The organism is Nocardia iowensis, assembly GCF_019222765.1.
Classification (GTDB): Bacteria; Actinomycetota; Actinomycetes; order Mycobacteriales; family Mycobacteriaceae; genus Nocardia; species Nocardia iowensis.
In genome coordinates this window covers 8,292,824-8,315,103 of record NZ_CP078145.1, presented here as the reverse complement: position 1 = coordinate 8,315,103, position 22,280 = coordinate 8,292,824, and the positions used below count along the sequence as shown (strand labels likewise).

Below are 22,280 nucleotides of genomic sequence, written 5' to 3'. Positions count from 1 at the left end.
AATGTCCTGGCGCGGATCGACGCCATGCTCGACAGCGTCGATGCCGAGTTGCGGACGCGCTATCCGGGGCCGGATGGGCGGGCACAGCCGATCCACACGGCCTATGTCCCGGCCGACCGCATCGCCGAAGACACGCCCCCGGCCTGGGGCGCGGCGGCCATCGAGCTGCTCGACCGGCACTACGACATGCTGGCCGAGCTGGATTCCACCGGCTCGCTGCCCGAAGTGCGCAAGCGGCTCGAGCAGGACCCGATTCAGGATCTGCGCATCGACTTCGAGGACGGCTACGGCTTCCGCACCGACTCGGAAGAGGACGAGGCGGCACGTGCGGCGGGTGCCGTGCTGGCAACGTGGGCGTACACGCCGTACCGACCGAACAGCTATGGCATCAGGACGAAGGGTCTGGCGATCGGCGAGCGCGCCCGCACCGTGCGCACCCTCGAGCTGGTGCTGGCCGCCATGGTCGACGTGCCAGCGGGCTTCGTCTTCACCGTACCCAAGATCCGTGCGGCGGAGCAGGTTCCGCCGCTGGTCGCGCTGTGTGAAGGCCTGGAGAGCAGCTACGGCCTCGCCGCGGGCACCCTGCGCTTCGAACTGCAGATCGAGAGCCCGCAGGCGATCATCGCCGCCGACGGCACCGCGCCGATCGCGCGGATGATCGGGCTCGCCGCCGGACGATGCAGCGCATTGCATTTCGGCACCTACGACTACACGGCCGCGTGTGGCGTCGCCGCGCCGGACCAGGCACTCGACCATCCGGCCGCGGACTACGCGAAGGCGGTCATGCAGGTGGCCGCGGCGCAGACCGGTGTCTGGGTGTGCGACGGCTCGACGCAGATCGTGCCCGACACCGAACCGGAAGCGGCGCTGCGCAACCACCATCGTCTGGTCAGCCGGTCGCTGCGGCACGGCTACTACCAGGGCTGGGATATGCACCCCGGTCATCTGATCACCCGCTGGCTGGCGACCTACGACTACTTCAGGCAGGCGATCGACGTGGCCGTGCCGCGCTTGCAGGCCTACCTGGACCGTCGTTCCGGCGGCGTGATGGATGAGCCCGCCACCGCGGAAGCCTTGGCCGCCACCGTCTTACGCGGCGTGGAGTGTGGTGCGCGCACCGCAGAAGACCTCGTCGCCCGAGCACCCGAATTGACCCCGGCGGTGTTGCGTGCGCTGGTCACGCGGGCGCCGATCCCGCAGGAGGTGCGCCCATGAGCGAGCGTAGCGAGCGAACAATAGGCACAGCCGAGCGTCAGCGAGTGAACCGAAGACACAGCACGACGGAGCCGAGCGCTAGCGAGGCGGAGTCGTGAGCAGCCATGACGAAGAGTTCACGCTGTTGCCCGACCTGGCGGTCCGGCCGCTCGGCGGATCGGTGATCTGGGCCAACGACGAATTCTTCGCGGAGAAGGAGAATTTGGTCAATCCGGGTCCGGCCGAGTATCAGCCCTCGACCTTCGGGCACAAGGGTCAGGTCTACGACGGCTGGGAAACCCGCAGGCACCGAGGCAGACCCGGCGACGATTCCGCCATCGTGCGGCTCGGCGTTCCCGGTGTGATCCGCGGCATTGTGGTGGACACCGCGTGGTTCAAGGGCAACTACCCGCCCGCCGTCTCGGTGAGCGCGTTGGAGATCGAGGACTATCCGCCCGCGGATCGGATTGCCGCCCGCGACGATTGGGTGACCCTGGTTGACCGCGCCCCGGTTGCCGGGGACAGCCGCAACGCGTTCGTCATCGAGAGCGAAAAGCGCTGGACCCACGTGAAACTCACCATGCATCCGGACGGCGGTGTGGCGCGGCTTCGGGTACACGGCGAGGGCAGGCCCGATCCGAAGCTGCTCGGTCTCGGCCCGCTCGACCTGGCCGCACTGGAAAACGGTGCGCTGGTGCTGGATTGCTCCAACCGCTTCTACAGTTCGCCGAACCAGCTGCTGTATCCCGGCCTGGCCCGGCGGATGGGTGACGGCTGGGAGACCGCGCGCCGCCGCGACGACGGCAACGACTGGGTGCGCATCCGGCTGGCCGGTCCCGGCCTGATCCGGCTCGCCGAAATCGATACCTCGTACTTCCTCGGCAACAGCCCGGGCGCCGCGCGCCTCATCGGCCGTACCAACGACGGCACCGAGCTCGAATTGCTGCCGCGCACCGAGCTTTTGCCCGACACCAGGCATCGGTTCGCGATCACGCCGATGGCCGCCTCGGTGGAGGAGGTCCGCTTGGACATCTACCCGGACGGTGGCCTGGCCCGGCTGCGCCTCTACGGAGAGCTGGGCGGATGAGCGACTACTCGCCGAACCGCGAATTCATCGGCTACGGCCCGACACCGCCCGATCCGCAGTGGCCGGACGGCGCACGGATCGCGGTCCAGTTCGTGCTCAACTACGAGGAGGGCGGTGAGAGCAACGTCCTCGACGGCGATCCGCATTCGGAGACCTTCCTCTCGGAAATGACTCCCGCGGAGTCCTTCCCGAACCGCCACATGAGCATGGAGTCGCTCTACGAATACGGCTCCCGTGCCGGACTGTGGCGGGTGTTGCGCGTTTTCGAGCGCCGCTGCCTGCCGCTCACCATCTTCGCGGTCGCTCAGGCCATGCAGCGAAATCCGGAGGCGGTAGCCGCCTTTCGGGAACTCGGTCACGAGATCGCCAGCCACGGCCTGCGCTGGAAGTCCTATCAGCTGACCGATCGTGACACCGAGCGTGCGCACATGGCCGAGGCGGTGCGCATTCTCACCGAACTGACCGGCGCCGCACCGCTGGGCTGGTACACCGGCCGCGACTCTCCGAACACCCGCGAGTTGGTGGTAGAGCACGGTGGCTTCGTCTACGACTCCGACTCCTACGCCGACGACCTGCCCTACTGGGTCACCGTGCGCGGCCAGGACCATCTGGTGGTGCCCTACACGCTGGACACCAACGACATGCGCTTCGCCTCACCCGCCGGATTCGCCACCGGCGAACAGTTCTTCGCCCATCTGCGCGACGCCTTCGACGTGCTGTATCGCGAAGGTGCGGAAGGTAATCCGAAGATGCTGTCGATCGGCCTGCACTGCCGCATCGTCGGCCGTCCGGCTCGCACCGCGGCGCTGGAACGCTTCCTCGACCACGTCCAGTCCCACGACAAGGTGTGGATCACCCGCCGCATCGATATCGCCGAACACTGGCGCCGGGTGCACCCGCCTTCGCGGATGAACTGAAATCGTTCGGGGACAACAGATTCGGGTAAGGTGACGCGGGGTGCGGCCGGGCTGTGTTTCCGGCTGTCACATCCCGACAAGCAAGGAGTCTCAGATGCGCGCACTGCGCGGAATCTTCGTCGGCGCTGTCATCGGCGCCGCAACCCTGGTCGGTGGCGGTGCCGCTACCGCGGCCCCGCTCTCGCTCGAACCGCACGCTCCGGCACCGACCGAGTCGATCGCCGAGAACTGCGCGGGTGTAATCCACCCGCTCGCGCAATTGACCTGCACGCTCAGCAGCCTGTCCGGCTAGACGCGATGTGCGGCCGGTTGTTGGGACCGGCCGCGCGTCCTCCGGGGGATCAGCCGAACAAACCGCGCACGAACGGCACCGAATCCGGCAGCGAGGCGTTCACCGCGCCGCTGTGATCCTCGGGATAGGTGTGCAGCACCACCGGCTGCCCGTTCGCCGTCAGCACGGCGGCGAACCGCAGCGTCTCCGGCGTGATGACGTCGGTGTCGCGCAGCCCTTGGCCGAGGAAAACCGGCTTGTCGTAACCCGATTCGGGCAGCCCGAGGTAGCGGCTGAGCAGACCGTGCAGGTCCGGAATCTGTGCCAGCGGCCGGGTGAACAAGTTGCCCACCACCACGCCACCCGCGGCGAGCTCGTCGCCGAGCGGCACGAGGCAGGCATCGCGCGCCCGGGTCAGCCAGGAGCGGCCCGCATCGGTGAGGAATGACTCGATGTTCAGCTCGGGGAACGTGGTGCGCAGTCCGTTGAGGATGTAGAGCACATACGCGGTGCTGTGCGGGCTGAGCTTCACCGGCGGCATATTCGGTCCGAGCAAGGTGAGGATGTCCTCGATGTAAGCCGGTACCCCGGTGCCGACCGCGCCACGGTAGTCGAGTTCCGGACCGCCGAATTCAGTGGCGTAGCGCGCGGTATAGACGGCGGCGCCGCCGCCCTGGGACTGGCCGACCACCACCCATTTCTTGGCCAGCGACGAATACTGCTCGGTCGCCGCTTTGACCGCGTCGACGACGTTGTGTGCCTCGACGATCCCATTGAGATACGGATGCTCGCCCGGCGTGCCAAGCCCGGCGTAATCGGCCGCCACGATCGCGTAGCCCTGTTGCAGCCAGGTGCCGAGGTAGGCCCAGTCCCGTTCGACCGCCCCCGGCCCTGCGACGCTGTAGGCGCAGTCGTCGCCGATACCGACGGTGCCGTGCGCCCAGGCGATGACCGGCCAGCCGCCCGCCGGTGGCGCCCCCGGCGGGAAGTAGACCGCGGCGCTCGCCGTGGTCGGCACGTCATTGGCGGTAGTCGAGCTGTACAGAATGCGGGTCGAGTTCACCGAGCCGGGCAGCGTCGCGGCCGGTGCCAGCGGGGCAACGGCCTCGACGGTGCCGGTTGGCGCGGCCGTTGCGACGGGCAGCTGCAGCAAGCCCGCGGCGCAGGCGAGGGTGAACGCCGCGGCGATGACGGATTTCCGCATGGGGCTCCTGTCCAGGTGGTGGTGCCTGCGTCGGCGCCCGCCGAGGAAGCGGGCGCATGTCCAAGATCGGATCGCCCCAGTGTGCCCGAACCCGCGTCGCGTCGCCCGCCGATGGGTGGCCCAGCCCACACAGTCGGCACCCGCCCGGACTTGTGAACGTCCTCACAACACGGAATGGATCACCGGGTCGATGACCGATGCCCTCTCGATCTCTAACAGTACAAGCGTTACGGTAAAACCGCACGTCAGGGCTACCAGCCGGTAGGTTCCACCTTTGCAATTACCTCGCAAATTTTGCAGAGTTAGCAAACGATAGTGAAAACCTAGCTGAGATTCACATTAGCAACAGGTAGACGGCCATTTCGCATTGTGCAATCGTGTGGAAGTACACCCCATGGGCCTAGCAAGCCTGCAAATTGCCGCTCCAGCAGTTCGAGTCGTTTATCCGCTCGGCCGTGGGGCAATCGACCTAAACGAGGAAGTGGAGTCAGAGATGTCGAACGCCGGCACCCCGAAGACCGCTGCGGAAATCCAGCAGGATTGGGACACCAACCCGCGCTGGAAGGGCGTCACCCGTAACTACACCGCCGAGCAGGTGTCGAAGCTCCAGGGCACCGTCGTCGAAGAGGCGACCCTGGCCCGCCGCGGTTCGGAGATCCTCTGGGACCTCGTGAACAACGAGGACTACATCAACTCCCTGGGCGCCCTCACCGGCAACCAGGCGGTCCAGCAGGTCCGCGCCGGCCTGAAGGCCATCTACCTGTCCGGTTGGCAGGTCGCCGGTGACGCGAACCTGTCCGGCCACACCTACCCGGACCAGTCGCTGTACCCGGCCAACTCGGTTCCGTCCGTGGTCCGCCGCATCAACAACGCGCTGCTGCGTGCCGACGAGATCGCCAAGGTCGAGGGCGACACCTCGGTCAGCAACTGGCTGGCCCCGATCGTCGCCGACGCCGAAGCCGGTTTCGGTGGCGCGCTGAACGCCTACGAACTGCAGAAGGCCATGATCGCCGCCGGCGCCGCCGGTGTGCACTGGGAAGACCAGCTGGCCTCGGAGAAGAAGTGCGGCCACCTCGGTGGCAAGGTGCTGATCCCCACCCAGCAGCACATCCGCACCCTGACCTCCGCCCGGCTGGCCGCCGACGTCGCCGACGTGCCGTCGGTGATCATCGCCCGCACCGATGCCGAGGCCGCCACCCTGATCACCTCGGACGTGGACGAGCGCGACCGTGAGTTCCTGGACGGCACCCGCACCGCCGAGGGCTTCTTCGGTGTGAAGAACGGCATCGAGCCCTGCATCGCGCGGGCCAAGGCCTACGCCCCCTACGCCGACCTCATCTGGATGGAAACCGGCGTGCCGGACCTCGAGGTCGCCCGCAAGTTCGCCGAGTCCGTCCGCAGCGAGTTCCCGGACCAGCTGCTGGCCTACAACTGCTCGCCGTCCTTCAACTGGAAGGCCCACCTGGACGACGCGACCATCGCGAAGTTCCAGCGTGAGCTCGGCGCGATGGGCTTCAAGTTCCAGTTCATCACCCTGGCCGGCTTCCACTCGCTCAACTACGGCATGTTCGACCTGGCCTACGGCTACGCCCGCGAGGGCATGACCGCCTTCGTCGACCTGCAGGAGCGCGAGTTCAAGGCCGCCAGCGAGCGTGGCTTCACCGCCATCAAGCACCAGCGTGAGGTCGGTGCGGGTTACTTCGACACCATCGCCACCACGGTCGACCCGAACACCTCGACCGCGGCGCTGAAGGGTTCCACCGAAGAGGGCCAGTTCCACTGAGCCGACCGTGATTCGCCAAGGGAATGAGGTTCCCGACGTGAATACCGATACCCCCTTGTAGGGGTGTACTGCCCTCCCCGTCGAACAGCCCCGGCGGGGAGGGCATCCCTATACCTTGGACCATCGAAGGGTCGCTCACATCAGAGCACATCCCTTCCAGCCACCGACTAGCCAGACCAACAGCAGGAGCGGGACGTGAGCAGCGAGAAGATTCAACGCGTCGGTGTCATCGGCGCCGGACAGATGGGTGCCGGAATCGCGGAGGTGTGTGCGAGGGCGCACGTCGACGTGCTCGTCTTCGAACAGACCAGAGAATTGGCCGCCGCTGGCCGCGCCCGCATCCTGCGTTCGCTCGACCGCGGCGTCAGCAGCGGCAAGATCACCGAGCGGGAGCGCGAGCAGGCCGCATGGCGACTGCGGTTCACCTCCGACCTCAACGACTTCGCCGACCGCCAGCTGGTGGTCGAGGCGGTGCTCGAGGACGAGAAGGTGAAGACCGCCATCTTCGCCGAGCTGGACAAGGTCGTCACCGACCCGTCGGCCGTGCTGGCCTCCAACACCTCCTCCATTCCGATCATGAAGATCGCCGTCGCGACCACGCAGCCCGAGCGGGTCGTCGGCATGCACTTCTTCAACCCGGTGCCGGTGCTGCCGCTGGTCGAACTGGTGACCACGCTGAAGACCAGCGAGGCCGTGTCCAAGCGCGCCGAGGCGTTCGCCGGTGACGTGCTCGACAAGCAGGTGGTCCGCTCCGCCGACCGCTCCGGTTTCGTGGTGAACGCGCTGCTCGTGCCGTACCTGCTCTCGGCCATCCGGATGGTCGAATCCGGCTTCGCCACCAAGGACGACGTCGACAAGGCGATGGTGCTCGGCTGCGCGCACCCGATGGGTCCGCTCGCGCTGACCGACCTGGTCGGCCTGGACACCGTCAAGTCGATCGCCGACTCGATGTACCAGGAATTCAAGGAGCCGCTGTACTCGGCTCCGCCGCTGCTCATGCGTATGGTCGAAGCTGGGTTGCTCGGCAAGAAGACCGGCGCTGGTTTCTACCAGTACAACCGCTGAATCCTGTCCGATTTGGCCGCGACCGCGTCGCGGACCGCACCACAGCAACCCAGGCGCAATAGCGTGCGGCGTCCATTCTTCGTAGTGGGCGCCGCACAGCCATCGAAGGGAGCAGCGCGCTCATGGTGAACGTGACCGACGGCTACGGGTCGAGCATCCTCGGCTACCCGCGGATCGGGCCGCATCGAGAACTCAAGCGGGCACTCGAGGCCTATTGGCGCGGAGCGATTCCCCGCGACGAATTGCTCGCGGTGGGCCGTGATATTCAGGAACGGCAGTTCAACGAACTCGCCGCCACCGGGTTGACCCAGGTGCCCGGCAATACCTTCTCCTTCTATGACCACGTGCTGGACAACGCGCTGTTGTTCGGCGCCGTGCCCGAGCGGTTCGAGCCGTACCGGGACAAGATGGATCCGCTGGACTTCTATTTCCTGATGGCGCGCGGCCGGCCGGACCTGCCGCCGCTGGAACTGGTGCGGTTCTTCGGCAGCAATTACCACTACCGCCAGCCGGAACTGGACGCCGACACCGCGTTCTCGCTGCATCCAGAGGCGTTGCTCGACGAATTCGACCGCGCCAAGGCACAGGACATCGAGCTGCGTCCGGTGGTGCTCGGCCCCGCGTCGCTGCTGCTGCTCTCCAAGGCGGGGCAGATTCCCGGCCAGGACGAGTTCGACACGCTGATGCTGCTGGACAAGCTGCTCCCGGTGTACGAGGAACTGTTCGAAATCCTCGCCAAGCGCGGCGCGACCTGCGTGCAGCTGGACGAACCCGCGTTCACCAGCGAGCGCACGCCCGCCGAGCTGGCCGCGTTCGAGGCTGCCTACCAACGACTTTCGAAGGCGCCGCTGCGTCCGCGGATGCTCGTCACCGGCCAGTACGGCGATTTCGGTGAGGCGCTGCGGATTCTGGCGGCCAGCAATGTGGAGGCCATCGGCCTCGATCTGGCCAGCTACCGCATCCGGCCGGAGGAGCTCGCGGAGATCCAAGGCATTCGCCGGAAACGCCTGTACGCCGGGGTGATCAGCGGAACCAATGTGTGGCGGGCCGACCGCCACGTGACGCTCGAATACCTGAATCAGCTCGCGCAGGTGTGCCCGGACCTGGTCGTGTCGACCGGGACCACGCTGCTGCACGTGCCGTACGACCTGCTCATCGAGTACGACATCCTCGGCAATGTGGCCGACCGGCTCGCCTTCGCGAAACAGAAGGTGGGCGAGGTGGTTTCGCTCGCCAAGGCGCTCACCGAGGGACCGTCGGACAGCTGGCGCAAGCGGCCGACCGAGGTGCACTTCAAGCAGAAACACGCGGTGCGGCAACGAGTTTACGCGGTCACGCCGGAAATGCGTTCGCGTGAACCGTATGAGGAGCGTCGCGAGGCGCAGCAGGCCAAGCTGAATCTGCCGCTGGTGCCGACGACCACGCTCGGCTCGTTCCCGCAGACCAACAAGATTCGGCAGGCGCGCTACGAGCTCGGTCAGGGACGACTGTCCTTCGACGACTACCGCAAGCGGATCGAAGCCGAGATCGAGGCGACGATCCGGTTGCAGGAGGACATCGGCCTCGACGTGCTGGTGCACGGTGAGCACGAACGCAACGACATGATCCAGTACTTCGCCGAGCTGCTCGACGGCTTCGCGACCACCCACTTCGGCTGGGTGCAGGTGTACGGGTCGCGGTGTGTGCGCCCGCCGATCCTCTACGGCGACGTGTCGCGGCCCGAGCCGATGTCGGTGGAGTGGATCAGCTACGCCCAGTCGTTGACCGACAAGCCGGTCAAGGGCATGGTCACCGGACCGGTCACGATGATCGCCCGCTCGTTCGTCCGGCAGGATCAGCCGCTGCACGAGACCGCCGACCAGGTGGCCTTGGCCATCCGCGACGAGCTGGCGGATCTGGAAAAGGCGGGCATCGCGATCATCCAGGTCGACGAACCCGCCATCAGGGAGATGCTGCCGCTGCGTCCCGATGGCCGGGCGGAATACCTGCGCTGGGCGGTCGGCGCGTTCCGGCTTGCCACCTCCGGGGTCAAGGCGGAAACCCAGATCCACACGCACATCGGGTATTCCGGCCGTGCCGAGGTGGTCGAGGCGATCGACGAGCTCGACGCCGACGTCACCGCGATCGTCGCCACCCGCTCGATCGAATGGGTGCTCAAGGCGCTCAAGGCGGACAGCGGCACCGACCACGGCCTGAGTCACGGTGTCGGTCCCGGTGTGTACGAAAGCCGCTCGGCGCGTATCCCGGACATCGACGAACTGGACGAACTGCTCACCGCCGCGGCGGAAGCCGTTACGCCGGAACGACTATGGGCGAATCCGGACGGCGGGCTGAAGACCCGGCACTACTGGCAGCTGGAGCCGTCGTTGCGCAACATGGTCGCGGCGGCTCGCCGGGTCCGCAGGCGCGCGCTCGCGGCCGAATAAGCGTACCTCCGCATTCGCTGCGGCCATGCGCGGTCTATGGACGGACTCCGTCCGGCAGCGCCTGCCCGGTGAACTACATTGGCCGCCCCCTGTTTTCGCAGGGGGCGGCCTTCGTTCGTGGCATCGTGGTCGTCGGCGTAGTCGAATCGGGTCGGGTGCGCCGCCAGCAGTGCGTTATGCGGGCGTCGGCGAACGGCGTGGTGACGTAACCCACTCGAGTTGGTCGCGGCCCGCCTGCGAGGAATACTCGAGGTTGCGCTAGAGTTACCAGAGGCAAGCGTTGATCTTCACGCTCCCTTACGATCCGTCGTGGATGTCTTACCTTTCGCGTCGGCGCCTCAGCTGGGTGTCATAACACCGAACGCACGGACGACAAATCCTGCGCAGCGCTGGGGTAAACCCCCGATGCCTGGAAGGCACCTCACCCCATATGACGACTCATTCTTCGAGCCCTGCCGCCACCACGTCTTTCGCCGCTCTCGGAGTCGGCGCGAAGCTGGTCGGCGCCCTCACCTCGAGTGGCATCAGCGCTCCGTTCCCCATCCAGGCGGCCACGCTGCCCGATACCCTCGCCGGTCGCGACGTGCTCGCCCGCGGCAAGACGGGTAGCGGCAAGACGCTCGCCTTCTCCATCCCCATGGTCGACCGCCTCGCCGGTGCCGACCGCAGGCCGGGCCGCAATCCGCGTGGTCTGATCCTCGCGCCGACCCGAGAGCTGGCCACCCAGATCGCCGCCGCCCTGGAGCCGATGGCCGCCGCCTGCGGGCTGAAGGTGACGACCATCATCGGTGGCGTTTCCCAGCACCGTCAGGCCAAGGCCTTCTCGACCGGCGTCGACATCGTCGTCGCCTGCCCCGGCCGGCTAGAGGATCTGATGCGCCAGCGCGTGGTTTCGCTGCAGGACGTGCAGATCACCGTGCTCGACGAGGCCGACCACATGGCCGACCTCGGCTTCCTGCCCGCGGTGACCCGCATTCTCGCGGCGACGCCGAACGGCGGCCAGCGGCTGCTGTTCTCGGCAACGCTGGACAACGGGGTCAACAAGCTGGTCAAGCAGTTCATGCGCAACCCGGCCTCGCACTCGGTCGACACGGCGGACTCGCCGGTGCCCGCGATGACCCACCACGTCTTCGAGGTCGGCGGCGTCGAAGCCAAGCGGGTCCTGGTCGAGACGCTGGCCGCCGGGTCCGGGCGCCGCATCCTGTTCATGCGCACCAAGCATCAGGCCCGCAAGCTCGCGAAGCAGCTGACCACCGCCGGGATTCCCGCGACCGACCTGCACGGCAACCTGTCGCAGGTCGCCCGCGACCGCAACCTGGCCGCCTTCACCAACGGTTCGGCCCGGGTCCTCGTCGCGACCGATATCGCCGCGCGTGGCGTGCACGTCGACGATGTCGAGCTGGTCGTGCACGTCGATCCGCCCGCCGAGCACAAGGCTTACCTGCACCGTTCCGGCCGTACCGCGCGGGCGGGCAGCTCCGGCGACGTCGTCACCGTTGTCCTGCCCGAACAGCGCAGGGATGTCGCGACGCTGCTGCGCAGGGCGAACATCAACGTCTCGTCGCAGCGGGTGACCGCGGATTCGGCGCCGGTGACGGCACTGGTCGGCACCATCGCACCGAAGGTCGCGCCGAGCGCGATGCCGGTGGCCTCGACCGCCGATGGTCAGGGCAACCGGAACCGGCGCGGCGGGAGCTACGGCGCGCCTGCCGGTCAGTCGCGGAGTCGTGGCGGGCGTGGCAGTGGTGGGCGTGGCACCGGCGAGGCCGCGCCGTACGTGGCCGGTGGGCAGTCCCGGAGCCGGAACGGTCGTGGCACGAACGGTGCCGCCGCCCATGGCTTCGATGCCGCGGGCCGGACCTCGACGCGTGGCTCCCGTGGCGGAGCCACGCGCACCCGCACGGTCGCGACCCGCGAGCAGGCACCCGCCGTTCGGGCGGGGCGGAACTGATCGTTGACTGTCGGCGCGTAGCCGCATAGTCGAAAGACAAAGGCCACCTTCAGGGTTGAAGGTGGCCTTTGTCGTTCAATGGGACGTCGGTACGGATGAGCTGAACTGGGTTTGCAGCACGGTGGTGAAGACGTCCAGCGGGTCGTTCCAGTCCCCGTTGGTCTGGGTCACCACGATCCGGCTGCCGTCGCGGCTGCCCATCGCCCAGGTCCACGAGCCCATGGTGGCCCCGCCCAGACCGTAAACCGTTGCGCCGGACGGTAGTTCCTGGGAGAAAACACCGAGCCCATAGCGTGTGTGCGGTACCCAATCCGAACCATCGGTCGATATGGTCGTCCACATCTGCTGGTGCTGAGCCGGTGGGTGCAGCTGTCCGCTCAATAGCGCGCGCAGGAACAGCTGCAGGTCGCCCGTGGTCGAGATCATGTCACCTGCTGCGCCACTCCAGGTTTGGTCCATCTCGGTGATGTCGTGGACCTCGGCCTCGGGTGCGGGGTTGAACAGGGTCGAATAGTGCCGCGGGTGTGGTCCGCGTATCCGCGTTTCGGTGCCCGCCGAGTAGGTGCCGGTCAGCCCGAGCGGCTCGCTGATTCGGCGTGAGATCTCTTGTGCGATCGGCTCATTCGTCACCCGCTCGACGATCATCCCGGCGACGACGTAGTTGGTGTTGGAGTACCTGAAGCCCGCGCCGGGCGGGAAGTACGGCGGGTGGGTCACGGCGATGCGCACCAGCTGCTCGGGCAGCCAGCCTTCGCCGGAGCGCACCTGTTCGTCGTCGGTGTGGGTGAACAGTCCGCTGGTGTGGTCGAGCAGCTGGCGGATGGTGATCGAGGTGCCGTCGTTGCCGTTGCCCGCGATCAAGCCGGGCAGCCAGCTGTCCACCGGGTCATCGAGGCTCAGCTTGCCCTCCGCGACGAGCTGCAGCACCACCGTTGCGGTGAATGCCTTTGTGGCGCTGCCGATCCGGAACTGTTCCTGTTCGTCGCGTTGGCGGCCGGTCGTGGTATCGGCCACGCCCGCGGCGCCGAACCAGCGGCCGCGCTCGTCGCGGATCTCGCAGATGATGCCGGGTAGGCCTTCGCACACGGCCTCGTCCAAAAGGGTTTGTACTTCCGGATGGTCGCTCATCATGCCTCTTCGAGAGTCTGCTGCACCCGTGCCTGCAGGTCGGTTCGATCGATGCCCGCCAGGGCCAGTGCTCGCGGCACGGTCCCGACCTCGGCACGCAATATGCCGAGCAGCACATGGGCGGGCCGCAGATCCCGTTTGCGGGCAACGGAACTGAAGCTGCGCTCCAGTGCGAGCTTGGTCGAGGCGCCGACGTTCGGGCGACCCTTGTAGTAGCCGCGCGAGCCCGATGGCGCTATCGCGGCAGGGGACACCCCGGCCGCGCTCAGGCTGTGCTCGAACTCCCGACGCAGTGCGTCACGGATCGACTGGTGGTCGAGCCCGACCGAGGCCAGCACGCGTTGCGGTGCGGTGCCCTCCTGCCCGGCAATCGCGAGCAGCAGATGTTGCGCCTCGACGGTCGCCGATCCGTCGCGTTGCGCCTCACTGCTGCCCTCGGTGATGACGGCATGCAGGTATTCGTCGAATGGGGTCATCGGTCAACGCCTCCTCAGGCTGACGCCCGCGGCGATGAGCCGCTTGGCGTGCTTCTTGTGCACTGCTTGCCGGGTGACACCGAGCGCCTCGGCGACCTGCGGCCAACTCCAGCCCGCCCGCATCGCCTCCTCGACGGCGTTGTCTTCCAGCTGATCGGCCAAGCGCCGCAACGCGACCACGGCCGCGAGCCGACCGGCGGGATCGCCTGTTTCGGGAATTTCCGGGGTGGACATGAAAGCAACCTTAGTTGACTAAATCGGAGATAGTCAACCTCGGTTGCTTGCTATCACGTCGTACTGTCGAAATGTGAAAGCAGAGAACAACATGTGGCCCGAGTCGTTGCCGGTGGCGCAGGTGCGGATCGCGCGGCCGACGGATCAGCTGGACGAGGTGGTGCGCTTTTATGTCGAAGGGCTCGGCCTGCGCGAGCTCTACCGGTTCGAAAACCACGGGGGCTACGACGGAGTAATGGTCGGACTGCCGGGGACCGGCTACCACCTGGAGTTCACGACACATGTGGACGGCAGCCCGGGTACGGCGCCGAGTGCGGAAAACCTGCTGGTCCTGTACTTCACCGATGCGGCGCGGATGTCCGAGGTCGCGCGGCGGCTGGCGGAGTTCGGTGTCGAGCCGGTCGAGGCGGAGAACCCGTACTGGACCGCCAACGGCGGGTTGACCTTTCCCGACCCGGATGGCTGGGGGGTGGTGTTGATGCCGCGGACGGTGTTCTGACCGCGACCGCGGTCAGTGGTTCAGCGCGGCGACGCCAAGCATGAGCGCCGCGCCCGTCACCGTGCAGGCGAGGGTGAGGCGGGAGGGGTGCACGGCGTGTGCTTCCGGCAGGATGTCGGCGGTGGCCAGGTACAGCAGGAAACCGGCGAAGTAGCCGAGGTAGAGGCCGACCATGCCGTCGGGGACGTGGATCAGGGTGCCGATCACCGCGCCGACCACGGGGGCGATCGCGTCGAGGCCGAGTAGCGTCAGCGCGCGCTTGCGGGCGTTGCCGTAGAGGGTCGAGATGGTGAAAGTGTTGAAACCGTCGGCGAAGTCGTGCGCGATGACCGCGATGGCGACCGCGGCGCCGACGCCTGCGCCGGCCTGGAAACCGAGACCGATGCCGAGGCCGTCCAAGAGGCTGTGAAAGATCAGCCCGGCGGCGGCGAGGATGCCGACGGATTCGAAACCATGGGTGTGCGTGCCGAATTCCTGCTCGTGGCCGGTGTGAATGGCGACCGCGCGTTCGATCACGTGGATGGTGAGAAACCCGACCACCGCGGCGAGCAGTGCGGCGGGCACCCCGAGCACCTGCTGGCTGGACTGTTCCAGCGCCTCTGGCAGCAGGTCGAAGAAGACCACGCCGAGCATCACGCCCGCGGCGAGTCCGAGTACCAGATGTTTGCGGTCGCCGATGCGCACCGCGACGAACCCGCCGATCAGCGTGGAGCACATCGAGACCAGCGCCAGCAGAATCGCCATCGTTCCAGCATGGATGATCGGCACGGGCGGGAACGGTAGCACCGGTCGGCGAGTTCGCCGGGTGGTCGCCCGGCGTCGGTCAGGCGGGGTCGACAGCCTCGGCCAGCGTGCGAAGGCCCGCGGCTAGCGTGTCGGCGGGCGGTGCGTTGGCCGGGTCGACCAGCCACTGCAGCAGCAGCCCGCCGATCATGGTCTGCAGCACGGCGCCGACGGCGAAGTCCGGCGACGTGCCGCCGAAGCTCACGGTCTTCACCATCGATGATCGGCTCACCATTCAGGTCGAGTACGACACCGCGCAACAGGGCGCCGCTGGGCGTGGTGACGCGGGCGCTGAACGAGCAGGTCCGGGCATGTGCGGTTAATCCGTCGGCGGCTGGCCGGAGCCAGTGAAGCGAAAGGTCAACTGCCGGGACCATTTTCGGGGCTTCTTCTTCGGCGGCGGTTCCGGTTTCGTCGTGTCGACGTCGGTCTCGACGTCGTAGCGACGGATGTAGGCGCCGCTGAACGCTTGGACCGTCGCGGTGACCGGAATGGCAAGCAGCGCACCGGTCGCACCGAGTAGCGCGGCCCCCGCCAGCACCGCACCGAAGGCGACGGCGGGGTGCATGTCGAGGGTGGTCGCGGTGATTCTCGGTTGCAGCACATAGTTTTCGAACTGCTGATACAGCACGATGAAGCCGAGAATCCACAGCGCGTCCGAGGGGTCGTGCACCAGCGCGACAATGACCGGCAGTGCCCCGGCGAGGTAGGTGCCGACCGTCGGAATGAACTGCGAGACGACACCGACCCAGAGCGCGAGCGCGAAGGCGGACGGCACATCGAGCACTCGCAGCGCGACGTAATGCGCCAGCGTGGAGGCGAGCGCGAGCAGGCCGCGCGAGTAGATGTAGCCGCCGGTCTTCTCCACGGCAATGTCCCAGGCGCGCAACACATGCCGTTGCCGACGCGGCGGCAACAGGGAACACACGGCGTTACGGAAGCGCGGTCCGTCGGCCGCGAAATAATAGGTGAACAGCAGCACGCCGAGCGACTGGAAGACCACGCCGATCGTCTTCGTGCCGATATCCCAGGCATTTCCGGCCATGCCCTCGAGATATTTACTCCAATTGCTGGTGTATTTCTCGATGTCGGTACCGGACAGGTGCGTCTTGAAGGTGCGGTTGGCCCAGTCGATGCCCTGGTCGGCGTACTGCGGCGCGTTGTTGACCAGGGTGGTGACCTGATCGATCAGCAATGAGCCGAGCGTCCAGAAGAATCCGACGACGATCACGGCCAAGACGAGGAAGACCACTCCGGTCGCGGGCCCGCGCCGCATCCCACGGCGCGCGAGCCAGTTCACCGCGGGCTCGATGGCGAACGCCAGGAACAGCGAAACCAACAGGATGGTCAGCAAGCCCTGCAGCCGGGTCAGTGCCCAATAGCTCGCGAACAGCCCCGCCACCGTCGCCGCCGCGAGCAGGAACGCCCGCAGCAACCACGGCGGCGGTCCGGTGGTCACCTCGGCGGTGACCACCGCCTCGCCGGCGGGCGCCGAGATTCCGGCGGGAGGCGTCGTTTCGTCGTCATCCGCAGCCACCACGTCAACGTACCCAGGTGCACCCAGGTCCGCCCGCAACCTGCCCGGCCGGGCGAGCGGACCCCTGGCGGCCGTCGACATCGACAGCGGGCCTCACCTGGCGTGCTCGGCCAGTGGCGCGGTGCGCGAGCCGCGAATCTCACATGGTCGACACGTCGATGACGAAGCGGTAGCGGACGTCGCTGGCGACCACGCGCTCGTAGGCGCCATCGATCTCGTCGGCCGAGATCACCTCGATTTCCGCGCCGATGCCGTGTTCGGCGCAGAAGTTCAGCATCTCCTGGGTCTGCGCGATGCCGCCGATCATCGATCCGGCGAGCGAGCGCCGGTAACCGGCGATGGTGAACGGCTTGACGCTCATCGGGTTTTCCGGGAGGCCGAGGATCACCAGGGTGCCGTCGAGGTTCAGCAGCTTCAGGTAGTCGTCGATCGGCAGGTCCGCCGAGACGGTGTTGAGGATGAGGTCGAACCGGCCGCGCAGTTCGCGGAAGGTCTGCTTGTCGCTGGTGGCGTAGTAGTGGCTGGCGCCGAACAGCTTGCCGTCCTCCTGCTTGCTCAGCGAGTGGCTGAGCACGGTGACCTCGGCGCCGAGCGCGGACGCGATCTTCACCCCGACATGCCCGAGCCCGCCCATGCCGATGATGGCGACCTTCTTGCCCGGTCCGGCGTTCCAGTGCCGCAGCGGGGAGAACAGCGTGACGCCCGCGCACAGCAGCGGCGCCGCCACGTCGAGCCCGATGCCCTCGGGAATGCCGACGACGAAGTTCTCGGTCACCACGATCTGGGTGGAGTAGCCGCCCATGGTGTATCCGCCGGGCTGGACGGCCGGGTCGACCGGCGTGTTGTAGGTCATGGTGGCGCCGCGGGTGCAGTACTGCTCCTCGTCGGCCAGGCACGGCCCGCACTTGCCACAGGAATCGACCATGCAGCCGACGCCGACGCGGTCGCCCACCTGGTACTTGCTCACCGCGGAACCGACCGCGGCGACCAGGCCCGCGATCTCGTGACCCGGCACGCAGGGGTACTTGGCGCCACCCCATTCGTCGCGGGCGGTGTGGATGTCGGAATGGCAGATACCCGCGTATTTGATGTCGATCAGCACGTCGTGTTGGCCCAACTCCCTGCGCTCGATCGTCACCTTCTCGAACGTGCCATCGGGTGCGGGTACGGCATAGGCAGCGGCAGTTGTCATGCATACATGCCTACCGCCGCATGGCACCAAGTGCCAAACATGCCCCATAACGGACGTGCCACAAGATCTCCGGCCACAATGGAATTCGCAGGCAGGCCGAGGCGGGAAGCGATGAATGACCAACGGTATGGGGGCCGCGCGCTGGCGACGATCGTCGCCGCGCTGCTTGCTGTGGCCGGATTCCTCGGCTATCGGGGTGAATTGCCCGGCTGGCCGCCCAGTGCGAGCGAGGTCGCCGCGCCGATCGTCGTTCCGGCGCCGCCGCCCCTCGATCCGCTGGCCGTCGCCGCCGTCGTCGACCCGGCGCTGGTGGAGATCAGCGCCTCGACCAAGCCGTTCGGGCTCGGCGCCGCCGGGTCGGGCATCGTGCTCACCGCGGACGGTCAGGTGCTGACCAGCCATCACGTGATCAAGGGCGCGGACACCGTGACGGTCACCGATGTCGGCAACGGGCGGACCTATGACGCCGAGGTGCTCGGCTACGACTCCAGCGCCGATATCGCGCTGCTCGCGTTGTCGGGTGCGGCCGATCTGGTGGCTGCCCGCATCGGCAGCTCGGCCGACCTGCGGGTGCGCGACGAGGTGCTGGCGATCGGCAACGCGGGCGGGGTCGGCGGCACGCCGACGGCGATCCACGGCACGCTCACCGATTTGGACAGCACCATCGTCGCGCTCAACTCCGCCGACCTGTCCCGCAAGCCGCTCACCGGGATGCTGGAGGTCGCTGCCCCGGTCACCTCCGGGCAGTCCGGCGGCGCACTCGCCGACCGCGACGGCGCGGTGATCGGGGTGATCGCCGCCGCGTCGGGCGATCCGGATCAATCAGCGGGCCGACCCCCGAACGGCTACGCGGTGCCGATCGATACGGCGATGCGGGTGGTCGGCCAGATCCGCTCCGGGACACCGACCGAGACCGTGCACGTCGGGCCGACCGCGACGCTCGGCGTGCTGATCTCCGACGCGAAACCCCTGGGGGCACGGATCGATCTGGCGATCTACGGGCTGCCCGCCTACTCGGCCGGGCTCACCAACGGCGAGGTGATCACCTCGGTGGACGGTCGCGCGATCACCTCGGCCCGCGCGCTGCACGCGGCGATCAACGTGCGCAAGCCCGCCGACACCGTTCAGCTGGAGATCATCGACGCCACGGGCGCCCACCGCACGGTCAGCGTGGTACTCGCACTGGGTACGCCGAACTAGACCAGCGACAGCCAGTAGTCCTGGAACCGCAGGAAGATCAGCAGCAGTACCACCGCGTAGAACAGCGCGACGATCGTCCATCGCCACTCCGCCAGCACCCGGAGCGGGCCGCGTGACCCGCCCCAGAGCTGATCGGTGACCACCGCGAGCAGCGGGGTGATGATCGCCCACACCACCATGCAGTACGGGCACAGCGCGTTGATCCGGTACAGGCTCTGGAAGATCAGCCAGCAGACGAAGCCGACACCGAGCGCGAGGCCGAGCCACAGCCCGCCCCAGATCCAGCGTGGGAACCCCACCCCGACCACCGCGAGCACACCGAGGGTGACCAGCACGGAGAAGCCGGCGATGCCCATGAGCGGGTTGGGGAACCCGAACACCGCGGCCTGCTCGGTCACCATCACCGATCCACAGGACAGGATCGGGTTGATGCTGCACGACGGGGTATAGCCCGGATCGGTGAACAGCTTGAACCGTTCGACGGTCAGCGCCACCGAGGCCAGCCAGCCGGCCAGCCCGCCGAGGAGCAGTATCCAGGCGGCCCGGGGTGGGGCGGTGATCACTGCGCCGCGGCGGCGGCGATCACGGGTGCGAGGCCGCCGGGGCCGAAGATCTCCTGGCTCGACTCGATCTGCTTGCCGTTGACGTAGACCGACGGAGTCGACTTGATGCCGCTCTTCAGCACGTCATCGGTGCGTGCCTGAATGTACTTGTCGTACTTCAGATCCGTGATGCAGCTCGCCACCGCGTCCGGGTAGCCAACGTCCTTCGCGATCTGGACCAGCTTGTCGTCCGGCAGACCCGCGCCGCCCTCGGCGGGCTGCTGGGCGAACATCGCGGACACCCAGGCCATGTACTTCGACGGATCAGCTTCGGCGACGCAGTACGAGGCATTCGCCGAGCGCGTCGAGTAGCGGGTGGTGGACGCCTTGTCCAGGAACGCGATCACGTTGTATTCGACCGCGGCGGTGCCGTTCTTCACGGCCTCGTCGAGCACCTTGGCGTTGGCGCCCTCGAAGCCCTTGCAGGCGGGGCACTGCAGGTCGGCGACGACCCGGACGGTGACCTTGGCATCGGGCTTGCCGATGCGCACCGAGCCGTTGTCGGTGATCGTGCCGGTGATGCCCGCCGCGTTCTGATTCGCGGCCGCCGGGATGGATGGGGTGGGGCCCGGATCGTCCTTGCGGGCCTTCTTCACCGCGACACCGATGCCGATCGCCGCGATGAGCGCGATCAGTACGGCGGCTACGGCCACTTGGATGAAGATCTTGCGATTGCGTTCGGCGCGATCCGCCGCCAGCAACGGGTTCTTCTTCCCACCCGGGTTCTTGCTCACCGTGCGCTCACCACGCCTTTCGCTCGACTGCCGGTACCTGCCGCCACGATGGTAGATCTGGAAAATCATCCCCGCGTGATCGGGCCACGGCCCACATCATCGTGGGTGAACCTGAGAGATTCCGAAATATCGGGCGTACTGGGTGTCGCGGGTGTCGCCCCAGTTGTCGGACCCACCGAGTAGAAATGATGGGATGACTGTTCTCGGTGCTGTTTTTCGTCCCCAGAATCCACCCGAGCGGCTGCGTGCCGTGGCCCGCGTCGCCGAGGAGGCCGGGCTGGAGCAGCTGTGGCTCTGGGAAGACTGCTTCCTGGAGAGTGGAATCGCAAGTGCCGCAGCGGCTTTGGCTTGGACAGAGCGGCTGAGTGTCGGCATCGGGCTGTTGCCGGTGCCGCTGCGCAATGTGGCGCTGACCGCGATGGAAGCCGCGACCTTGGACCGACTGTTCCCTGACCGGCTGGTGCTCGGTGTCGGTCACGGAGTGCAGGACTGGATGGGGCAGGTCGGCGCGCGGGTCGAATCGCCGGTCACCTTGCTGAGTGAGTATCTGGACGCGTTGCGTGCGCTGCTCGCGGGTGAGCGGGTCACCGCAGCCGGTCGGTATGTGCGGTTGGCTGAGGTGGCGCTGGATTGGCCGCCGCTCGCGCCGCCGAGGGTCTACGCCGGTGCGCGCGGTCCGCGCTCGATTCGTGTCTGTGGCGCGCACGCCGATGGGACGCTGCTGGATTCGATCACCGACGCGGACGGCGTTCGCGCCGCGCGCAAGCTCATCGATGAAGGACGCGCGACGGCGGGACGCACCGATCGGCACGTGGTCGTGGCGAATCTGCTCGCCGTCACCGGCCCGGACGCCGAGGCGCGGCTCGCCGCGGAGCGGACACCGCAGCATGCGCCGGGCGCCGGAGTCGCCGGTGATGCCAACGCCGTCGCCGACGCCGTCATCCGTCTCGCGGAGGCGGGGGCGGATACCGTCGTCGTTCAGCCGACCTCCGATGAGCCGGATCCCGAGGGCTTCGTGCGCTTCATCGCCGAGGAAGTTCGACCTCTGGTGTAATCGCGCTGACCCACCCGCCGGTCGTGTTGTCGCCCAAGGCGACACGCGGCTCGGCGGACTCAGGATTCGGCCAGGCGCCGCTTCTGCTCCTCGACGTCGAATTTCGCCGGCGGCCAATCCAATTTCAGCTGGATCAGCGCCTCGATGAGCAGTTCGGTGACGGCAAGGCGGGCGTACCACTTGTGGTCGGCGGGTATCACGTGCCATCGGGCATAGTCGGTGGACGTGCGATCGAGCATGGCCTGGTACGCCTCTTGGTAGGCGGGCCAGTAGGCGCGTTCGTCGATATCGGACGGGTTGAACTTCCAGTATTTGTCCGGTCGGTCCAGGCGTTCGCGCAGCCGCTTCTTCTGTTCGCCGAGCGAGACGAACATCGCCACCTTCACCAGCGTGGTGCCCGCGTCCACGAGTTCCCGCTCGAACGCGTTGATTTCGTCGTAGCGCGGCTCCCATTCCGCCTCGGGCACCAGGTTGTGCACGCGCACCACCAGCACGTCCTCGTAGTGCGAGCGGTCGAACACACCGAGTTGCCCACCTCGGGGCAGCGCCTTGCGGATGCGCCACAGGTAGTGGTGCCGCTTCTCCTGCGCGGTCGGCACGCCGAACGCGGCATGGTCGACGCCCTGCGGGTCGACCGACCCGATGACGTGCCGGACGATGCCGCCCTTGCCCGAGGTGTCCATGCCCTGCAAGACCAGCAGCACATTGCGCGAATCACCTGATCGCCCATTGGCATAGAGCCGTTCCTGCAGGCTCGACAACACCTCGGCGCGCTCGGCCAACAGCTCCTGGCCCGCCTTCTTGTCACCGGGGAACCCGGGCGTGCCCGCGGTGTCCAGCTCGGCGATCCGCAATCCATCGGCTTTCAGGGCCTCGGTGGCCGCGATGGACCATTGGATCTTCGCCATGCACTACACCTAACCACGAGCCAACTGCCACGGCG

22 protein-coding genes are annotated in these 22,280 nt (G+C 67.4%); 11 read left to right on the top strand and 11 right to left on the bottom strand.

Annotation, left to right across the window (positions count from 1 at the left end):
• The first annotated feature begins 24 nt into the window (after positions 1 to 24).
• From KV110_RS38395 to KV110_RS38380, 4 genes are all read left to right on the top strand, one after another.
• On the top strand, positions 25 to 1,215 hold the full coding sequence (locus KV110_RS38395) for a DUF6986 family protein (protein ID WP_218479412.1): 1,191 nt from the start codon (positions 25 to 27) through the stop codon (positions 1,213 to 1,215).
• A gap of 94 nt (positions 1,216 to 1,309) precedes the next feature.
• The gene (alc, locus tag KV110_RS38390) at positions 1,310 to 2,281 is read left to right on the top strand and encodes an allantoicase (RefSeq protein ID WP_218471998.1); all 972 of its coding nucleotides are present in this window, start codon (positions 1,310 to 1,312) and stop codon (positions 2,279 to 2,281) included.
• Positions 2,278 to 3,198 carry an allantoinase PuuE gene (puuE, locus tag KV110_RS38385; RefSeq protein ID WP_218471997.1) on the top strand — a complete coding sequence of 307 codons (921 nt, stop codon included), beginning with the start codon at positions 2,278 to 2,280 and terminating at the stop codon, positions 3,196 to 3,198. Before alc ends, puuE begins: the two co-directional genes overlap by 4 nt.
• Positions 3,199 to 3,292: 94 nt before the next feature.
• Complete coding sequence (locus KV110_RS38380; RefSeq protein ID WP_218471996.1) at positions 3,293 to 3,490, top strand: hypothetical protein; 198 nt, start codon at positions 3,293 to 3,295, stop codon at positions 3,488 to 3,490.
• 49 nt (positions 3,491 to 3,539) lie between these two features.
• Here the strand turns inward: KV110_RS38380 and KV110_RS38375 are convergent, their stop codons facing one another.
• Positions 3,540 to 4,673 (bottom strand): alpha/beta hydrolase family protein, encoded by a 1,134-nt coding sequence (locus KV110_RS38375; protein WP_218471995.1) that lies wholly within the window; start codon positions 4,671 to 4,673, stop codon positions 3,540 to 3,542.
• 493 nt (positions 4,674 to 5,166) lie between these two features.
• On the opposite strand from KV110_RS38375, the gene aceA reads away from it, so the two are divergent.
• The 4 genes from aceA to KV110_RS38355 all read left to right on the top strand — a co-directional run bounded on the left by aceA (position 5,167) and on the right by KV110_RS38355 (position 11,898).
• Positions 5,167 to 6,456 carry an isocitrate lyase gene (gene aceA / locus KV110_RS38370; RefSeq protein ID WP_218471994.1) on the top strand — a complete coding sequence of 430 codons (1,290 nt, stop codon included), beginning with the start codon at positions 5,167 to 5,169 and terminating at the stop codon, positions 6,454 to 6,456.
• Positions 6,457 to 6,651: 195 nt separating this feature from the next.
• Positions 6,652 to 7,521, top strand: a complete 870-nt coding sequence (locus KV110_RS38365) for a 3-hydroxybutyryl-CoA dehydrogenase (RefSeq protein WP_218471993.1) — start codon at positions 6,652 to 6,654, stop codon at positions 7,519 to 7,521.
• A gap of 122 nt (positions 7,522 to 7,643) precedes the next feature.
• On the top strand, positions 7,644 to 9,947 hold the full coding sequence (metE, locus tag KV110_RS38360; protein ID WP_218471992.1) for a 5-methyltetrahydropteroyltriglutamate--homocysteine S-methyltransferase: 2,304 nt from the start codon (positions 7,644 to 7,646) through the stop codon (positions 9,945 to 9,947).
• Between the two features lie 430 nt (positions 9,948 to 10,377).
• Entirely contained in the window at positions 10,378 to 11,898 is a 1,521-nt protein-coding gene (locus KV110_RS38355) for a DEAD/DEAH box helicase (RefSeq protein WP_218471991.1), read from the top strand.
• A gap of 75 nt (positions 11,899 to 11,973) precedes the next feature.
• Here the strand turns inward: KV110_RS38355 and KV110_RS38350 are convergent, their stop codons facing one another.
• From KV110_RS38350 to KV110_RS38340, 3 genes are read right to left on the bottom strand one after another with little or no spacing between them, the layout of a single operon-like run.
• On the bottom strand, positions 11,974 to 13,026 hold the full coding sequence (locus KV110_RS38350; protein ID WP_218471990.1) for a serine hydrolase domain-containing protein: 1,053 nt from the start codon (positions 13,024 to 13,026) through the stop codon (positions 11,974 to 11,976).
• On the bottom strand, positions 13,026 to 13,502 hold the full coding sequence (locus KV110_RS38345) for a Clp protease N-terminal domain-containing protein (protein ID WP_218471989.1): 477 nt from the start codon (positions 13,500 to 13,502) through the stop codon (positions 13,026 to 13,028). The genes KV110_RS38350 and KV110_RS38345 overlap by 1 nt, the downstream gene beginning before the upstream one ends.
• A 3-nt stretch (positions 13,503 to 13,505) precedes the next feature.
• Positions 13,506 to 13,736 carry a hypothetical protein gene (locus tag KV110_RS38340; protein ID WP_218471988.1) on the bottom strand — a complete coding sequence of 77 codons (231 nt, stop codon included), beginning with the start codon at positions 13,734 to 13,736 and terminating at the stop codon, positions 13,506 to 13,508.
• Positions 13,737 to 13,827: 91 nt separating this feature from the next.
• On the opposite strand from KV110_RS38340, the gene KV110_RS38335 reads away from it, so the two are divergent.
• Entirely contained in the window at positions 13,828 to 14,235 is a 408-nt protein-coding gene (locus KV110_RS38335; RefSeq protein WP_218479410.1) for a VOC family protein, read from the top strand.
• A 12-nt stretch (positions 14,236 to 14,247) separates the two neighbouring features.
• Here KV110_RS38335 and KV110_RS38330 read toward each other — a convergent pair whose 3' ends face one another.
• The 4 genes from KV110_RS38330 to KV110_RS38315 all read right to left on the bottom strand — a co-directional run bounded on the left by KV110_RS38330 (position 14,248) and on the right by KV110_RS38315 (position 17,747).
• On the bottom strand, positions 14,248 to 14,979 hold the full coding sequence (locus KV110_RS38330; RefSeq protein ID WP_218471987.1) for a ZIP family metal transporter: 732 nt from the start codon (positions 14,977 to 14,979) through the stop codon (positions 14,248 to 14,250).
• Between the two features lie 79 nt (positions 14,980 to 15,058).
• Entirely contained in the window at positions 15,059 to 15,235 is a 177-nt protein-coding gene (locus KV110_RS38325; RefSeq protein ID WP_218471986.1) for a hypothetical protein, read from the bottom strand.
• A 102-nt stretch (positions 15,236 to 15,337) separates the two neighbouring features.
• Positions 15,338 to 16,555, bottom strand: coding sequence for an AI-2E family transporter (locus KV110_RS38320; protein ID WP_246634221.1), 1,218 nt, complete (start codon positions 16,553 to 16,555; stop codon positions 15,338 to 15,340).
• Positions 16,556 to 16,694: 139 nt separating this feature from the next.
• Positions 16,695 to 17,747 carry an NAD(P)-dependent alcohol dehydrogenase gene (locus tag KV110_RS38315; RefSeq protein WP_218471984.1) on the bottom strand — a complete coding sequence of 351 codons (1,053 nt, stop codon included), beginning with the start codon at positions 17,745 to 17,747 and terminating at the stop codon, positions 16,695 to 16,697.
• Positions 17,748 to 17,858: 111 nt separating this feature from the next.
• On the opposite strand from KV110_RS38315, the gene KV110_RS38310 reads away from it, so the two are divergent.
• Positions 17,859 to 18,947, top strand: coding sequence for a S1C family serine protease (locus KV110_RS38310; protein ID WP_218471983.1), 1,089 nt, complete (start codon positions 17,859 to 17,861; stop codon positions 18,945 to 18,947).
• Here KV110_RS38310 and KV110_RS38305 read toward each other — a convergent pair.
• Entirely contained in the window at positions 18,944 to 19,510 is a 567-nt protein-coding gene (locus KV110_RS38305) for a vitamin K epoxide reductase family protein (RefSeq protein WP_218471982.1), read from the bottom strand. The two genes, KV110_RS38310 and KV110_RS38305, sit on opposite strands and share 4 nt — an antisense overlap.
• On the bottom strand, positions 19,507 to 20,283 hold the full coding sequence (locus KV110_RS38300; RefSeq protein ID WP_246634220.1) for a DsbA family protein: 777 nt from the start codon (positions 20,281 to 20,283) through the stop codon (positions 19,507 to 19,509). Before KV110_RS38300 ends, KV110_RS38305 begins: the two co-directional genes overlap by 4 nt.
• 193 nt (positions 20,284 to 20,476) lie before the next feature.
• Here KV110_RS38300 and KV110_RS38295 point away from each other — a divergent pair, with 193 nt between their 5' ends.
• Positions 20,477 to 21,337 (top strand): LLM class flavin-dependent oxidoreductase, encoded by an 861-nt coding sequence (locus KV110_RS38295; RefSeq protein WP_218471980.1) that lies wholly within the window; start codon positions 20,477 to 20,479, stop codon positions 21,335 to 21,337.
• Between the two features lie 59 nt (positions 21,338 to 21,396).
• Here the strand turns inward: KV110_RS38295 and KV110_RS38290 are convergent, their stop codons facing one another.
• Positions 21,397 to 22,245 (bottom strand): polyphosphate kinase 2 family protein, encoded by an 849-nt coding sequence (locus KV110_RS38290; protein WP_218471979.1) that lies wholly within the window; start codon positions 22,243 to 22,245, stop codon positions 21,397 to 21,399.
• Positions 22,246 to 22,280 lie beyond the last annotated feature (35 nt).

Excerpts from the sequence above, each read along its gene's own strand:
- KV110_RS38315 (WP_218471984.1), bottom strand. The coding sequence starts at position 17,747 with ATGACAACTGCCGCTGCCTATGCCGTACCCGCACCCGATGGCACGTTC.
- KV110_RS38330 (WP_218471987.1), bottom strand. The coding sequence starts at position 14,979 with ATGGCGATTCTGCTGGCGCTGGTCTCGATGTGCTCCACGCTGATCGGC.
- KV110_RS38290 (WP_218471979.1), bottom strand. The coding sequence starts at position 22,245 with ATGGCGAAGATCCAATGGTCCATCGCGGCCACCGAGGCCCTGAAAGCC.
- KV110_RS38395 (WP_218479412.1), top strand. The coding sequence starts at position 25 with ATGCTCGACAGCGTCGATGCCGAGTTGCGGACGCGCTATCCGGGGCCG.
- KV110_RS38345 (WP_218471989.1), bottom strand. The coding sequence starts at position 13,502 with ATGACCCCATTCGACGAATACCTGCATGCCGTCATCACCGAGGGCAGC.
- metE (WP_218471992.1), top strand. The coding sequence starts at position 7,644 with ATGGTGAACGTGACCGACGGCTACGGGTCGAGCATCCTCGGCTACCCG.
- KV110_RS38375 (WP_218471995.1), bottom strand. The coding sequence starts at position 4,673 with ATGCGGAAATCCGTCATCGCCGCGGCGTTCACCCTCGCCTGCGCCGCG.
- KV110_RS38325 (WP_218471986.1), bottom strand. The coding sequence starts at position 15,235 with ATGGTGAAGACCGTGAGCTTCGGCGGCACGTCGCCGGACTTCGCCGTC.
- aceA (WP_218471994.1), top strand. The coding sequence starts at position 5,167 with ATGTCGAACGCCGGCACCCCGAAGACCGCTGCGGAAATCCAGCAGGAT.
- puuE (WP_218471997.1), top strand. The coding sequence starts at position 2,278 with ATGAGCGACTACTCGCCGAACCGCGAATTCATCGGCTACGGCCCGACA.
- KV110_RS38355 (WP_218471991.1), top strand. The coding sequence starts at position 10,378 with ATGACGACTCATTCTTCGAGCCCTGCCGCCACCACGTCTTTCGCCGCT.
- KV110_RS38380 (WP_218471996.1), top strand. The coding sequence starts at position 3,293 with ATGCGCGCACTGCGCGGAATCTTCGTCGGCGCTGTCATCGGCGCCGCA.
- KV110_RS38350 (WP_218471990.1), bottom strand. The coding sequence starts at position 13,026 with ATGAGCGACCATCCGGAAGTACAAACCCTTTTGGACGAGGCCGTGTGC.
- KV110_RS38295 (WP_218471980.1), top strand. The coding sequence starts at position 20,477 with ATGACTGTTCTCGGTGCTGTTTTTCGTCCCCAGAATCCACCCGAGCGG.
- KV110_RS38335 (WP_218479410.1), top strand. The coding sequence starts at position 13,828 with ATGTGGCCCGAGTCGTTGCCGGTGGCGCAGGTGCGGATCGCGCGGCCG.
- KV110_RS38340 (WP_218471988.1), bottom strand. The coding sequence starts at position 13,736 with ATGTCCACCCCGGAAATTCCCGAAACAGGCGATCCCGCCGGTCGGCTC.
- KV110_RS38310 (WP_218471983.1), top strand. The coding sequence starts at position 17,859 with ATGAATGACCAACGGTATGGGGGCCGCGCGCTGGCGACGATCGTCGCC.